This window comes from Dactylosporangium vinaceum (assembly GCF_019904175.1).
In the GTDB taxonomy this organism is placed as follows: domain Bacteria; phylum Actinomycetota; class Actinomycetes; order Mycobacteriales; family Micromonosporaceae; genus Dactylosporangium; species Dactylosporangium vinaceum.
Genome location: NZ_CP061913.1, coordinates 1,239,905 through 1,253,528, shown reverse-complemented (window position 1 = coordinate 1,253,528; position 13,624 = coordinate 1,239,905). Strand labels below are relative to the sequence as shown.

The following is a 13,624-nucleotide window of genomic DNA, read 5'->3' as shown; positions in this document are numbered from 1 at the left end:
CGGTGAGCGCATCGTGCGGTGGTCGGCTAAAGCCCTGCTTCCGCGCCGGCTGCCCCCAGCGATGGTTTAGCGGGCGCTTAGGTGATCTCGGCATGGTCTGGTTTCGGGTGGTTCGCAAGCGCGGCACCCACAGCGACGGAAGGCTGACGGCCATGCGTGTGTTGTTCACCTCGGTGCCGCAGGTGGGTCACCTGTTCCCGATGGTGCCGCTCGCCTGGGCGATGCGCTGCGCCGGCGACGAGGTCCTCGTGACCACCCCCGCGCCCGGGTTCACCGATCGGGTCAGCCGCACCGGCCTGCCGGTCGCGGTCATCGGCGACGCCACGCTGCGCGACTACGCGCGGGTGAGCGTCGTCGACGACGCCGCGGCGCCGCTCGAGTCCGGCTTCGCGCTGAGCGGGCGCGGGTGGGCCGATCTGGCGCTGCGCTCGCTTCCCGCGCTGCGGGCGCTCGTCTCGCAGTACACACCGGATCTGATCGTCAGTGAGCCCGCGGAGACGGCGGGGCGGATCGTCGCCGCCGAGCGGGGCCTGCCGTGGCTGGAGCACAGCTGGGGCCTGCCCGCCCCGCCGCAGTTCACGGCGGCCGCCGACGCCCTGGTGCGGGAGCGCACCGGGACCCCCCTAGCACCCCCTATCGCCCGGCTGCACCCGTCGCCGCCGGCCCTCTGGCCCGATGCGACGCCTCCGCGCGGGATGGCGATGCGCTACGTGCCGTACAACGGCGACTCGGTCCGCACCGCGCTCCCGCCGCGGGCCCCCGGGCGGCGCCGGGCCCTCGTCACGTTCGGCAGCCTGCTGGTCCGGCACGGCTCGACGACCACCGCCGAGTTCTTCCGCAAGCTCCTCGACGAGCTGGCCGGCCTCGGCGTGGAGCTGGTCGTCGGCCTCGACGCCGAGCTGGTCCGCGAGTTCGCGCCGCTGCCGCCGGAGGTCGTGCACACCGGGTGGGCGCCGCTGAACCTCACGCTGCCCGAGTGCGACCTGGTGGTGCACCACGGCGGGTCGGGCACGTCGATGACCGCGGCCGTGTCCGGCGTGCCGCAGCTGATCGTGCCGCAGTCCACCGACCAGTTCACCACCGCCGAGTGCCTGGACCGGCACGGCTGCGCGGTCACCTTCACCGGCCCGGCCGCCACTGCGGCCACCATCGGCGAGGCCGCCGCGCGGATGCTCGCCGACCCGCGCAGCGCCCGCCGGGCCGCCGATCTCGCCGCCCGGGTGCGCGCACTGCCCGGGCCGGCCGCAGTTTCACGGCAGATACGCGGCATGTGTACTGCCCCGAAGGAGGGAACGCAGCCTAATGTCTGAGTCAAGAGGCGAGAGCAAAGTTTGCTTGGTAGGGCTGCCGGGTGCGCAGGATGGCGTGCAGGACGTTGATGCGTCGGCGGGCCAGGGCGATGAGGGCTTGGTGGTGCCGCTTTCCTTCGGCTCGTTTGCGGTCGTAGAAGGCGCGGCTGGCCGGGTCTCGTTGCAGGGCGCAGAACGCCGATTGGTAGAAGATGCGTTTGAGGGTTTTGTCGCCGGCGTTGGCGCGGCGCAGGTAGTGCATCTTGCCGGATTGTTGCAGCACGGGGGCGAGTCCGGCTGCGGAGGCGAGCTGGTTGCCGCTGGCGAATCGGCTGATGCCGCCTGCCACGGCGAGGAACTCGGCGGTCAGGGTGGCCCCCATCCCGGGCAGGGACTGGACGAGGGCCGCGTCAGGGTGGCGGGTGAGCGCCTCGGCGAGCCGGGCGTCGATCGCGGCGAGTTTGTCGCGGCCGGCGAGCACCTCGCGGGCGAGGTCACGCACGATGTCGGCAGCGACTGCCTCGCCGGGCACCGTGAGGTGCTGCCCGGTTGCGGCGGTCAGGGCTTTGTCGGCCAAGGCCGTGATGACGGCGGTGTTGTGCCGGCCGGTGGTGCGCAGGTAGGTGATGATCCGGTTGCGGCCGGCGCGGCGGATTTCGGCCGGGGTGACATAGCGGGCCAGCAGTGCGGCATCGGCTTTGTTGGTCGGGTCGAGCACGCGTTCGAGGCCGGGATGGATCGAGGCGAGCAGGTCCCGCAGCCGTGCGATGCGGCGGGTCTGATCGACCACGAGCTCCCGGCGGCGTCCGGCCAGCAGCCGCAGTTCGGCATCGGCGTCGGTGTCGGTGGTGACCGGGCGCAGTTCCTCGCGGCGCAGCCGGATCTGATCGGCGATCACCTTGGCATCGCGCGGATCCGACTTGTGCTCGCCACCGCGGGTGGCCCGCCGGGCCCGGTTGACTGCCAGCCCGGATACGTGGACCAGGTCCAAGCCGGCGTCGCTGAGCATGACCTGCAACAGCCCGGCGATCCCGCCGAGTACGTCGATCGCGACCGTCGCCGGGCCGTGATCGCCCTCGGCCGCGTGGATCTGGTCGATCAACTCATGGATCGCCGCCGGTTCGTTGGCTACCTTGCAGCTGGCCAGCAGTTTCCCGGTCTCGGTGTGCACGATGGCGGCCCAGTGCAGTTCCTTGGCCACATCGACTCCGACCGCGACAGCCATCTGACTCCCTTCTCCCATGGCCTGTCACCGCGCGCTCTTGCCGCCGTCAACGCCCTACACAGCGATGGATCGCAGAGCCCAATCAGCAGTCAGCAAGAGCAGACGAGGCAGGCGGCCATGCGTCCTGAACCATCGACGGCAGCCAGCATGAAAGCCATACCTGCCTCGCCCGCGTCAACCCAGATCAATATCAAACCTGGGCTCGCTATGAAAGGTAGGGCAGCATGACGACAATTGCCGATGAGCAGATCGACGAGCGGGCGCTGAACACGGGCGCGGCCGCGCTGCAGGAGTCCATTGTGGACCCCGGCCCGGTCGGCGTGGAGGCCCTCGCCGTCGCCGCCGCCACCGCGGCCGGTGTGCACGACCCCGCCGCCGACTCCCCGGCCGACGCCGTGGCCAAGTGCATCGTCCTCGCCGGCCTCACCGAGAAGGTCGAGCGGCTGGTGGTGCACGACGCCAAGGACACCGACGGCACGGGCTCGCTCGTCGAGTACGTCGACGGCTACTACGACGCCGACGGCAACCGGCTCGGGGCCGCGACAGGCACCGCGGTGGTGCTGTCGATGGCGCCGCACATGTGGCAGTTCCACCGCAGTACCACCGAGCTGACCGACGGTACCTTCGAGACCACAGGCGTCATCGACTGCACCGCGATGCTGCGGCGGATGACCGCCGTGCTGCAGGTCCGCGGGACCGGCGGGCGTTACGCGGGCCGCAGCGGCTACGTGACACTCGCCCTCAAGGACCCCAACCAGCGCCCGCCGCACTATGAGACGGCCTTCGTGCTGTGCTGATCGGATATCTGGCGCGGGCCGTCCGGTTCGTGCTCGACCTGCTGGAGCGGGGTGCGCCCTACGCGGCCTTCTGCTTCGTGTGGCTGATGCCGCCGCCGACACCGAGCGCGCCCGAGACGGCCGTGCTCGAGCGCGGACACAAGCCGGCGCCGCTGCCCGCGGCGCCCGACCGCCGCAGCTACGCCCCGCCGACGCCGGTGGAGCTGGAGCTGTGGGCCGACTTCTACCGCCGGGACACGCCGCGCTGGCGGCGCTGGTTCGCCGGCACGGGAGGCACCAGATGACCATCGACGGCCGGTGGCGGCTGCTCGCCCACACGCCCCGGGGCGATCTGGAGTGGATGCTGTCGCTCAGCTCCGCCGGGGCGACGTTCACCGGCACCCTGACCATCACCGAGGGCGTGGTCGCGGTGGAGGACGGTCGCATCGACGGCGACAGCCTCACCTGGACCTCGCACCTGCCGCGCGAGGACGTCCTGCGCTGCACCGGCCGCGCGACCGTCTCGGGTGACCGGATGGCGGGCGAGCTGCACATGGGGACCTTCGGCAGCCGCTCCTTCGGCGGCGCCCGCTGTGCTTGACCCACTTTGGAGGCGCTCGTGTTGGAGATCCAAGCGGTGCTCGAGGGCGGCCCGGCCGACCTGCCCACCGAGCTGCGCAACCAGTTCGTCACCGACGGAACCGACAAGATCAAGGTGAACCACTACGGTGGGCACGAGCACTTCGAGCGCGCACCGGCGATGTTGCCGGGGCCGGTCAGTGCCGGGCCGGCCGTCTATCGCTGGACCATGCGGACCAAGGTCGCCGAGTAGGGAGATCGTCGTGCTGGATGCACTCACCGAGGCGGTGCTGAACAACGCGTCGCCCGAGGTACTGGCCACCGCGCCGGTGCCGCGCGACTACCCGGCGCTGTACCTCGACGCCGCCGACCAGGACATGTTCCGCGGGGTCGCGGCGCCCGACGTGCGCTCGTCCCTGCGGCTGGGCCGGGTCGCCATGCCCGAGCTGGCGCCGGACGAGGTGCTGGTGGCGGTGATGGCCAGCTCCATCAACTACAACACCATCTGGTCGGCGCTGTTCCAGCCGGTCCCGACGTTCGGGTTCCTGCGCCGCTTCGCCCGCCAGGGGCGTTGGGAGGCCCGGCACGACCTGCCGTACCACGTGCTCGGCTCCGACGGCGCGGGCGTCATCGTGCGCGTCGGCGACGGCGTGCGCCGGTGGAAGACCGGCGACCACGTGGTCGTCAGCTGCGTCTACGCCGACGACCAGGAGCCGGCCACGCACGCCGACGGCATGCTGGGTGCCGAGCAGCGGGTGTGGGGCTTCGAGACGAACTTCGGGGGCCTGGCCCACTACGCGGTCGTCCGGGCCTCGCAGCTGGTACGCAAGCCGGCCCACCTGACCTGGGAGGAGTCGGCCTCGATCCCGCTGTGTGCGGGGACCGCGTACCGGATGCTGGTCAGCGACCGCGGCGCCCGCTTCAAGCAGGGCGACATCGTGCTGATCTGGGGCGCCACCGGCGGCCTCGGCTCCTACGCGGTCCAGCTGGTCCGCAACGGCGGCGGGATCGCGGTCGGCGTCGTCGGCTCCGCGGCGAAGGCCCGGGCCCTGCGCGAGCTCGGCTGCGACCTGGTCCTCCAGCGCGACGAGATCGGCCTGTCCCCGCACGCCGGCGACGATCCGGCGGCGGCGATCGACAGCGGCCGCCGGCTGGGCGCCGCGATCCGGGCCCGGTTCGGCGAGGACCCGCACATCGTCTTCGACTACGTGGGCAAGGCGACGTTCCCGATCTCGCTGTACGTGGCCCGCCGCGGCGGCACGGTCGTCACGTGCGGCTCCAGCACCGGCTACGACCACCGGTACGACAACCGCTATCTGTGGATGAAGCTGAAGCGGATCGTCGGCAGTCACGCCGCCAACCTCCAGGAGCTCTCCGAGTGCATGCGCCTGGTCGAGCTGGGCCGGCTGCACCCGACGATCTCTGAGACTTACACGCTCGACGAGGCCCCGGAGGCGGCCCGCCTCGTGCAGAACAACGGCCACCTCGGCAAGCTCGGCGTGCTGTGCATGGCCCCGTCACCCGGCCTGGGCGTGACCGACCCGGCCCGCCGGGAGGCCCTGGGCGAGGCGCGGCTCAACCCCCTGCGCCTGCCGGTGGCCGTCTGAGGACCGGCGGCGCGGCCCGAGGGGTCGCGCCGCCCTCCATCGTGTTTGTAGCATCGACCTCGCGCGATGCCCGTGGGAGCCGGCTGACCTGCACCTCGTCCCTCTTTCTACGAGAGGTCCTGCCCCCATGCTCCGCAAGTCGTTCCTTCCTGCCCTCCTGGCGGTCGTGCTGGCCGCCCTCGGGCTGGTCGTCCTCCAGCCGGCCGGCCCCGCCATGTCGGCCACCACCCCCGTGCGCATCATGCCGCTCGGCGACTCCATCACCGCCGGCCCCGGCTGCTGGCGGGCCAAGCTCTGGCACCGCCTGGTGACGACCGGCTACTCGAACATCGACTTCGTGGGCGGCGTCTCCGACGGCGGCGGCTGCAACCCCGGCTACGCCTACGACTTCGACCACGAGGGCCACGGCGGCTACTCCGCCACCGGGATCGCCGACAACAACCAGCTCCCCCCGTGGCTGGCCGCCGCCAACCCGGACGTCATCCTGGTCCACCTGGGCACCAACGACATGTGGGGCGGCTACATCCCCCTGGCCACCAAGCTCACCGCGTTCACGAAGCTGATCGGCCAGATGCGCGCCCAGAACCCCAACGTGAAGATCATCGTCGCCCAGATCATCCCGATGAGCGCCGCCGCCTGCGCCACCTGCCCGGCCGACGTCCAGGCCTTCGACCAGGCCCTGCCATCCTGGGCCGCCGGCCTGACCACCGCCCAGTCCCCCATCACGCTGGCCGACCTGTGGACGGGTTTCGACGCCGTGGCCGACACCGGCGACGGCGTGCACCCGAACGACACGGGCTTCCAGAAGATGTCCGACGCCTGGTACCCGGCGATCACCAAGGTCCTCGGCGGCGTCACCCCGTCGGGCTCCGCCTCGCCCTCCCCGTCCCGCTCGACGTCCCCGTCAGGCTCGGCCTCACCGTCCCGCTCGACCTCTCCGTCGGCCTCGACCTCCCCGTCGAGGTCGGCATCCGCGTCGGCGTCCCCGTCACGCTCCTCCAGCACCGGCGCCTGCACCGCCAGCTACAAGATCATCTCCCAGTGGGGCGGCTCCTTCCAGGCCGAGGTGACGGTCACCAACACCGCACCCACCCCCGCCACCGCCTGGACCGCCACCTTCACCTTCGCCAACGGCCAGCAGGTCCAGCAGTCCTGGAACACCACCCTGACCCAGTCGGGCGCCACGGTGACCGCCCGCAACGCCACCTACAACGGCTCCCTGGCCCCCAACGGCTCCGCCGCGCTGGGCTTCCTGGCGAGCTGGAACAACACCACCAACGCCCTCCCCGCCGTGACCTGCACCCTGTCCTGAGGTATCAGGGTCGCTTCCTCGCCGGGGAGGCGACCCTCCTGCATCAGCTCACCCGGCCCGCAGCCCGAGCGCCAGCGCCATCTCCACCCCGTCACGCAGCGGATCGCCACCGCCGCTGGGAATCGGGATGACCTTGGCGTCGCCGGCCATGTCCCGGATCGCCTCCTCGATCATCGTCTGGCCCACCCGGACCGCCGGAAACTCCACACCGTCCACCTGGTAGCCGTCGGAACCGATCATGAACGCCGCGGCGAACGGGGCGCCGGGCCGCAGCGCGTGCAGGAAGCACCGGACGGCCTCGTAGAACTCGTCGACCTCACTCGAGATGGAGCAGGCAACGAAGAACATCGTCCCGACGTCCCATTGCGCCTCGGGAAGATCGAACACACTGCCGGGCGTGACGACGACCTTGTCGGCAACCTGCCGCAGCGGCTGGTCCCCGCCCCGCTCGGCGTAGGCCGCGTTCTCGGCGAGCACCGCCCAGAACGGTGCCCAGTCCTCCCCGTCATCCGCTTCGAGCCCGGCCGCCCGGCGCTGCAGCCACTGAACATTCGTCGACGAGTACTCGATCAGGTCGACCCGGGAGCAGAACGGCAGCATCGCCAGCGCCGGGTAGAGATTCGGCCCGGGCCCGACGTCCAGCCCGACAGCGCCCTCCCCAGGGGCGTGAGCAGCGAAATGGTCACGCGTATGGGTCAATATCCGCCGATCATCGTCGCGAACCGACCTATAGTGCCGGCGCTGGTACCAGTTCGGCCGAAATCTGTCCCACTCAGCATCGGCGTTGTACAAAGTTTTCCCTCGCCCCCTCAGCATCGATCGCAATAGAACCACCTGGGAATCAAGGACTAGCCACACGTTTTCATTCGAATGAGTGACTCGGACGCATCACCGATCCCGAGAAATTGCTAATCTCGTCTGATGGCGTGGCCGGACATCCTCATAATCGGCGCAGGCGTTTCCGGCCTGACGACCGCTGCGCACTTGGCGGAGCGTGGACATTCAGTCCACCTCATCGCCGATCGGGAACCGAGACAGACCACGTCGGCCGTGGCCGGTGCCATTTGGGGACCCTATCTCGTCGGCGACGACGAGTGCCTGAGCTGGGCCGAGGCGACCCGACCCGAGCTGGAGCGCATCGCCGAGGAGGACAAAACCAGCGGCGTGCGCATGGCCGCGGGACTCGAGCTCTCCGTCAAGGCCGATCCGCCGGACTGGGCGAGGCCCACTCGAAACTTTCGGCCGTGCCCCGAGGAGCTCCGGCGATTTCCCTCGAAGTACCGCTCGGCCTGGCGCTACACGGTCCCGCTTGTCGACATGCCGATCTACCTCGACTACCTCCTCAAGCGCAACGAGAACGCAGGGGTGAAGCTGGATCTGCACCATCCCCGGCTCAGGTCCCTCGACGAGGTGCGCGGGATGGCCGAGTTCGTGGTCAACTGCACCGGGCTCGGCGCCCGCGACCTGGTGCCCGATCCCGACATGTACGCCATCAAGGGCCTGCTCATCGAGGTCAAGAATCCGGGCATCGAGGAGTTCTTCCAGGAAGACGCACCCGGGACCGACCTGACCTACATCTTCCCGCACAAGGATCACGTCCTGCTCGGCGGCCACTTCGCCGAGCTCTGTGAATCCGAGGAGCCCCGGCGCAAAGTTGCGGCGGCCATTCTCAAGCGCTGCGTGGAGGTGGAGCCGAAGCTCCGCGAGGCGACGCAGACCGGTTACCGGATCGGGCTGCGACCGGCCCGGCGACCAAAGCCCCGGGTGGAGTTCGACGCGCATGACGGATCAGTGATCCACAATTACGGTCACGGCGCCGCCGGGCTCAGCCTCTCGTGGGGCTGCGCCCAGAAAGTCGGCCGCCTGCTGACATGACATTGACGCGGCAGAGCGTCGATGCGGCGGATACGATCTGGTAGATGTATGCCCGCCAATGTCGATCATCGTTGATCGGCCGCGATGATCCGGTGGTAATCGCATGAGGATGCAACCCCGCCAAGAGTTGCTGGATATCTGGCGCGCCACCATCCGTTACTCGTGGCGGCGCGAGCAATGGCACTGGGGCGGCCGGCACGGGCGCAACTGCATCAGCGACGCCGAGCAGCTGCTGTGCATCCTGCTGCCGACGTTCAAGGTGCAGGCCTTCGCGATCGACAACCCGGACCGCACCGGCCAGGAAATGATCGAGGCACTGAAGGCCCTGGGTGGCGCGTCGGAGATTCCGCGCAAGATGATCGGGGTCCTGCTCGAGTACTACCGGACCTACATCGACGAGGCGGGCACCCCGACCTTCGCGGGCGGCAGCTACTTCGCCGCCGAGCAGGACGACGACCCGGAGCCGACCGAGGAGCAGCGCGGCCTCGACATCGTCGACGCCTATGCGATGGCCGTCACCCTGTCCCTGGCCACGATCGGCTTCGCGAAGTTCTTCCGGCAGACCACCCGGCGCCCGGCCGTGTGGGAGCAGATCGACGAGCTGAGCCGGCTGGCGTCGAGCCGCTTGACGGCGGCGATGGTCGGCCTGCTGCGCAGCTTCAGTGTCAACGTCTTCGACGCCGACTCCGAATACGGCGTACAGCTGATCCGGATGGTCAACCAGGGTCAGCAGCCCACCCGCGAGGTGGTCGCGGGTCTGCGCCGGTCGCTGGCCCAGACCACTGCCAGCTTCCGTGAGGTGCTGATCGGCTCGGGCGGCATGACCGACATCGACAGCCCGAGCCAGCTCTTCGAATGCGGCTGGTCCTGGAGCATCGTGGAGAAGGCCCCACTTGTCGTCCTCGACGATTCCGAGCAGATCGGCGAGCAGCGCGCGGGGGTGGCCGAGGACGCGCCTTACCTCTACTTCACCGTCATCGCGCTCCACGCGATCGAGGACCTGTTCTCCGAGCGCACCCGCGCCATGGGCCTGCTCAACCAGGAGCAGGAGCGGCTGGCCCGGGCGCTGCAGCTGCGCTTCGACCTGACCCGCTCCTACTGGGCCACGGTCGCCACCTACGGCCAGGCCGGGCGGTGGCCGATCGAGGACGTGCCCTGGCGGACCATCGACGGTCTGGAGAGCGACTACTTCACGCTGCAGGTGACGTCCCTGGCCGTCATGGGGCTGCTGCAGAACCGCAGCAACGAGGCCCAGCTGCAGCGGATCGGCAACGTGCTCATCGAACTGGCCAACCGGGGCCGCACGATCCGGCGACCCTACACCGACGACTCGGCGCTGCAGCTGCACCACCCGGGTGTCCGGCTGGGGCTGCTCGGCAGCGACACCGTCGGGACGAAGGGCGAGAAGGTGCCCCGGCTAGCGTGGTTCGTGCCCGAGTTCACGCCGCTGCTGCTCTACCGGATCGTCGCCGTGGCCGGGCTGCTGATCGACATCCGTGAGCGCTACGCGTACCTGGCCTTAGCCGACGAGGTGTGGGAGCACCTGGGGCTGCGCCGGCTGCAGGGCGGATTCGGCCGCAATCTCTGGGACGACCCGAGCGGCGCGTTCCCGCAGCTGGCCCTGGAGGCATCAGGTGAGCCGTCCTGGCTGATCACCGAGCGGGTGGTCGCGGCCCTCGTGCAGACCACCGCCGTGCTCGACCGGCCGCCCCTGCACAGCGACATTCTCTCGGCCCACGCGGTCGAGCTGCTCAACGAGGCCGAGCAGCTCTTCGACCGCGAGCTGCTGCGCGGCAACGTCCGGCCGCTGGCGATGGAGACGAAGAACGTGCGAGCCAGCCTCCGGCGCGCCCGCGAGGTGGTCCGTGAGCGGCCGGGCACGGCGGCCGTGCTGGCCGCCAACGTGCTCAACATCCTCAACGACCTCGCCGCGGGGCGCAGCGACAGTGAGGGGATCTGACGATGCTGCTCTTCGCCGCCTCCGACAAGGGTGGTACCGGCCGCTCGGTCACCAGCTGCAACGTGGCGTTCCGCAGCGCCCTGGCCAACCGCGAGGTGTGCTACCTCGACTTCGACTTCGGCTCGCCGACCGCCGGGGCGATCTTTGGTATCGAGGGGGTCTTCAACGGCACACGCAGCGGCGGTGGCCTGCACAGCTACCTGCAGGGCCGGGTCGCCAACCCGGAGCGGCTGGACGTGTGGGGCGCCTCGGAGCGTTCGAGCCTGCGGCTGCGGCCGGCCGGCGCCGGTCAGCTCGCGCTGTTCCCCGGCGATGCCAGCGGCTCGGAGTTCCCGACCACCGCGGAGATGGTGAAGCTGTGCGCCGAGCTGTTCCTGCGGCTGGAGGAGCAGTTCGACGTGGTCATCGTCGATCTGAGCGCCGGGCGCTCCTACGCCACCGAGCTGGCGCTCAAGGCGACCGCGCTGCCCAGCATGCGCAAGATCCTGTCCCGCTGGCTGGTCTTCCACCGATGGACCAACCAGCACGTCAACGCGGCGGCCGGCCTCGTCAACAACCCCGGTGGCATCCTCGAGCTGGGCGCCCGCTGCGGGCACGACCGCGATGACCTGCAGAACCGGCTGCGGTTCGTCCGCACGGCGGTCATCGACCCGTTCGCCGAGGACATCTCCATCCTGCGGCCGTCCCAGATCGCATTCCTGCGTGACAGCAATGCCAAGCTCATCGAGCTGGCCAGTTCGCTGCGGATCGGCCGGACCACCGTCCTGGCCCAGATCCCGCTGGACCCGCTGCTGCAATGGCGCGAGCAGCTGATCTCCGACAACGACCTCTACGAACGCAAGATCGCGAATCAGGCGACCGTCGAGGCATTCGAGAAGCTGGCCCGGGATGTGATCGACGACGACGCCTGGGAGGTGCTCCGATGATCACGAACGTGGAGTACCGCGAACCGGACCGCCGGCCGCGGACCGTATCGCTGCCGCTGTCCCATGTCTCGATCGAGGTCGGGCATCTCTACGCGGAGGACTTCCGGGGCCGCGGCAACCGGGTCGAGGAGCACCTCGCGCAGGTGGCCCCCTGGGTCCACCAGGCCCGGGCGGCGTGCGAGGCCCGGCTGCCCAAGGGGGTCCGGCCCCGGATCAGCACCTGCTTCCTCATCAACGACCACCTGCCCGGCATGCCCGGCCCGCGCGAGACGATCGAGCGGCTGCAGAAGGCCGCCGCTGACAACGGCCTGACGATCGACTACCTGGCCCGCGAGTCGAACTGCGCGGTGGCCGACGGAATCCCGCTGGCCGAGCTCGTGCTGTCCTACCTGGTGTCCGATCCCCCACCGGCCACGACGGGCGGCCGGCCGCCGGTGGTGGAGGCCGGGTGGCTGTGCAACGGCCAGCGCACGCCGGGGAGCGTCGCACCGGCCATGCACGAGCCATCCTCCTGGGAGGCACCCCGCGAAAACAATCCGACCGGGCACTCGATCTTCGTGGACGTGGAGCTGTGGTCCCGCGACCAGCACGGGTCGAAGGTCTACTCCTGCGCCTTCCTGGCCTCGGTCTGGCAGCTGCTGCGCCTGGGCCTGCTGCGCCACAACGGCGAGCCGGCGGTCCGGCCGCGCGGCCAGGACCGCGACGAGGACTGGCCCGAGGAGTGGGAGCACCTGCCCGGGGTGCTCCAGCTCAACGAGCGGGCGTGGCCCTTCGCGGCGTACCGCACCAACACCGTCCTGCGCGAGCACTTCCTCTCCGTCGAGGTGGCCGCGGTCCGCACGATCCTGAGTCAGGTCTCGCCCGACCCGGCCGTCCTCGACGAGCTCGCGGCGCGCAGCCGGCACGAGGGCGTGCCGGTCCCCGAGCAGCTGATCAAGCGCATGGGCTACGTCTTCGTCAACGACTGAGCACCGGCCGGCCGAGCAGTATGCAGCAGCTCGAACGTCGCCACGGCGAGCAGGTCCCGGGCCGCGGCTATTGACGACTGCCACTGCCGGGTGAATCCGGGGCGCCGCTCGAGCTGCTCCCAGGCCGTCAGCATGGCCGGCGCCACCCGTGCGCCGGGCGTCCACAGGCGCGACAGGTGCTCCACCACCGGCCCGAGCCGCGCGGCCCGCGGCACCGCGCCGGGCGGGGCCGTGTGGGCCGCGTCGAGGGCCGCGTTCACCGTCGTCAGCAGCCAGTCGTGCAGGGCCAGGTCGCGGCACAGCCCCTCGGCCTCCGCGGCGTCCTGCGACCCCAGGACCATCTCGAGGCTGCGCTGTCCGTCAGCGTCCACTGTGAATGTCAGCAGACCGTCGTCGGCCCGGGCCTCGTCGATATGAACGGCCCAGCGCAGATGCGTGCGGGCCGCGCGCAGCGGAGGCGACCGGTCCAGGGCCTCGGCCATCTGGACCCGGTCGATGAGCCGCGTCGCGATACCGCCCGGCTCCAGCCGCTCCTCCTCCGCCGCCGCGCCCGGCCGCGGCCGCAGGAAGCCGTCGACCATGTCGGCCGGGTCCCACTTGCCGATCACCTCGAGCCGCCCGGCCCGGGCGATGTAGTGCGGCCAGGCCAGGCGCCGACCGGCCGCGCTGGTCTCCACCGATGCCGCGGCCGACGCCTGGATCACCCGCCCGCCGATGATCGACGCCCGCGACAGCATGGTGCCGACGGCCCGGACCCGCCGGTGCGCCGCGCTGGGCAGCATGCAGTCGACGCCGTCCGGAATCTCGGCCGAGGCCGCATACGACGTCGGCCGGACCGAGGTCGCGACGTGTGCCCCCTCCCGGAGCTGCAGCAGCTGCACCATCTCCGGCAGGCTCAGCGCCGTGGAATGCTGCACCAAGCCCGTGTGGATCTCCCCGATCAACATGTAGTCACCCCCATCGATCAATGGTGCCTCATGGCCCGCGCCATCGGCGGCCGGATCGAGGGTTGTTCGAGGGTCCGAATGCGCACAACGCCGTGCCGCCGGATCAATTGATCGACATCTGCGCGTGTGTGTGCCGGTTCGTCCGAGCCGGTCGTTGTTA

At 70.4% G+C, this 13,624-nt stretch carries 14 protein-coding genes; 11 read left to right on the top strand and 3 right to left on the bottom strand.

The window, feature by feature from the left end:
* The first annotated feature begins 152 nt into the window (after nt 1-152).
* Complete coding sequence (locus Dvina_RS05715; protein ID WP_223101296.1) at nt 153-1,310, top strand: glycosyltransferase; 1,158 nt, start codon at nt 153-155, stop codon at nt 1,308-1,310.
* A 1-nt stretch (nt 1,311) separates the two neighbouring features.
* Here Dvina_RS05715 and Dvina_RS05710 read toward each other — a convergent pair whose 3' ends face one another.
* Nucleotides 1,312-2,514, bottom strand: a complete 1,203-nt coding sequence (locus Dvina_RS05710) for an IS110 family RNA-guided transposase (protein WP_223092370.1) — start codon at nt 2,512-2,514, stop codon at nt 1,312-1,314.
* A 224-nt stretch (nt 2,515-2,738) separates the two neighbouring features.
* Between Dvina_RS05710 and Dvina_RS05705 the strand changes: the two genes are divergently transcribed.
* The 6 genes from Dvina_RS05705 to Dvina_RS05680 all read left to right on the top strand — a co-directional run bounded on the left by Dvina_RS05705 (nt 2,739) and on the right by Dvina_RS05680 (nt 6,788).
* On the top strand, nt 2,739-3,311 hold the full coding sequence (locus Dvina_RS05705; protein ID WP_223101295.1) for an allene oxide cyclase barrel-like domain-containing protein: 573 nt from the start codon (nt 2,739-2,741) through the stop codon (nt 3,309-3,311).
* The gene (locus Dvina_RS05700) at nt 3,305-3,595 is read left to right on the top strand and encodes a hypothetical protein (RefSeq protein WP_223101294.1); all 291 of its coding nucleotides are present in this window, start codon (nt 3,305-3,307) and stop codon (nt 3,593-3,595) included. Before Dvina_RS05705 ends, Dvina_RS05700 begins: the two co-directional genes overlap by 7 nt.
* Nucleotides 3,592-3,891: a hypothetical protein gene (locus Dvina_RS05695; protein ID WP_223101293.1), complete on the top strand. Its 300-nt coding sequence runs from the start codon at nt 3,592-3,594 to the stop codon at nt 3,889-3,891. Before Dvina_RS05700 ends, Dvina_RS05695 begins: the two co-directional genes overlap by 4 nt.
* An 18-nt stretch (nt 3,892-3,909) precedes the next feature.
* On the top strand, nt 3,910-4,122 hold the full coding sequence (locus Dvina_RS05690) for a DUF5988 family protein (protein WP_246656053.1): 213 nt from the start codon (nt 3,910-3,912) through the stop codon (nt 4,120-4,122).
* 13 nt (nt 4,123-4,135) lie between these two features.
* Nucleotides 4,136-5,476: a crotonyl-CoA carboxylase/reductase gene (gene ccrA, locus Dvina_RS05685; RefSeq protein WP_223105351.1), complete on the top strand. Its 1,341-nt coding sequence runs from the start codon at nt 4,136-4,138 to the stop codon at nt 5,474-5,476.
* A gap of 127 nt (nt 5,477-5,603) precedes the next feature.
* On the top strand, nt 5,604-6,788 hold the full coding sequence (locus tag Dvina_RS05680; RefSeq protein WP_246656051.1) for a cellulose binding domain-containing protein: 1,185 nt from the start codon (nt 5,604-5,606) through the stop codon (nt 6,786-6,788).
* Nucleotides 6,789-6,836: 48 nt separating this feature from the next.
* Here the strand turns inward: Dvina_RS05680 and Dvina_RS05675 are convergent, their stop codons facing one another.
* Nucleotides 6,837-7,580, bottom strand: a complete 744-nt coding sequence (locus Dvina_RS05675) for an SCO2525 family SAM-dependent methyltransferase (protein WP_223101291.1) — start codon at nt 7,578-7,580, stop codon at nt 6,837-6,839.
* A gap of 129 nt (nt 7,581-7,709) precedes the next feature.
* On the opposite strand from Dvina_RS05675, the gene Dvina_RS05670 reads away from it, so the two are divergent.
* From Dvina_RS05670 to Dvina_RS05655, 4 genes are all read left to right on the top strand, one after another.
* Nucleotides 7,710-8,663: an FAD-dependent oxidoreductase gene (locus Dvina_RS05670; protein WP_223101290.1), complete on the top strand. Its 954-nt coding sequence runs from the start codon at nt 7,710-7,712 to the stop codon at nt 8,661-8,663.
* A 103-nt stretch (nt 8,664-8,766) separates the two neighbouring features.
* Complete coding sequence (locus Dvina_RS05665) at nt 8,767-10,623, top strand: SCO2524 family protein (protein ID WP_223101289.1); 1,857 nt, start codon at nt 8,767-8,769, stop codon at nt 10,621-10,623.
* A 2-nt stretch (nt 10,624-10,625) separates the two neighbouring features.
* Nucleotides 10,626-11,549 carry an SCO2523 family variant P-loop protein gene (locus Dvina_RS05660; RefSeq protein WP_223101288.1) on the top strand — a complete coding sequence of 308 codons (924 nt, stop codon included), beginning with the start codon at nt 10,626-10,628 and terminating at the stop codon, nt 11,547-11,549.
* Nucleotides 11,546-12,517, top strand: a complete 972-nt coding sequence (locus Dvina_RS05655) for an SCO2522 family protein (protein WP_223101287.1) — start codon at nt 11,546-11,548, stop codon at nt 12,515-12,517. Before Dvina_RS05660 ends, Dvina_RS05655 begins: the two co-directional genes overlap by 4 nt.
* Here the strand turns inward: Dvina_RS05655 and Dvina_RS05650 are convergent.
* Complete coding sequence (locus tag Dvina_RS05650) at nt 12,496-13,464, bottom strand: SCO2521 family protein (RefSeq protein ID WP_223101286.1); 969 nt, start codon at nt 13,462-13,464, stop codon at nt 12,496-12,498. The two genes, Dvina_RS05655 and Dvina_RS05650, sit on opposite strands and share 22 nt — an antisense overlap.
* Nucleotides 13,465-13,624 lie beyond the last annotated feature (160 nt).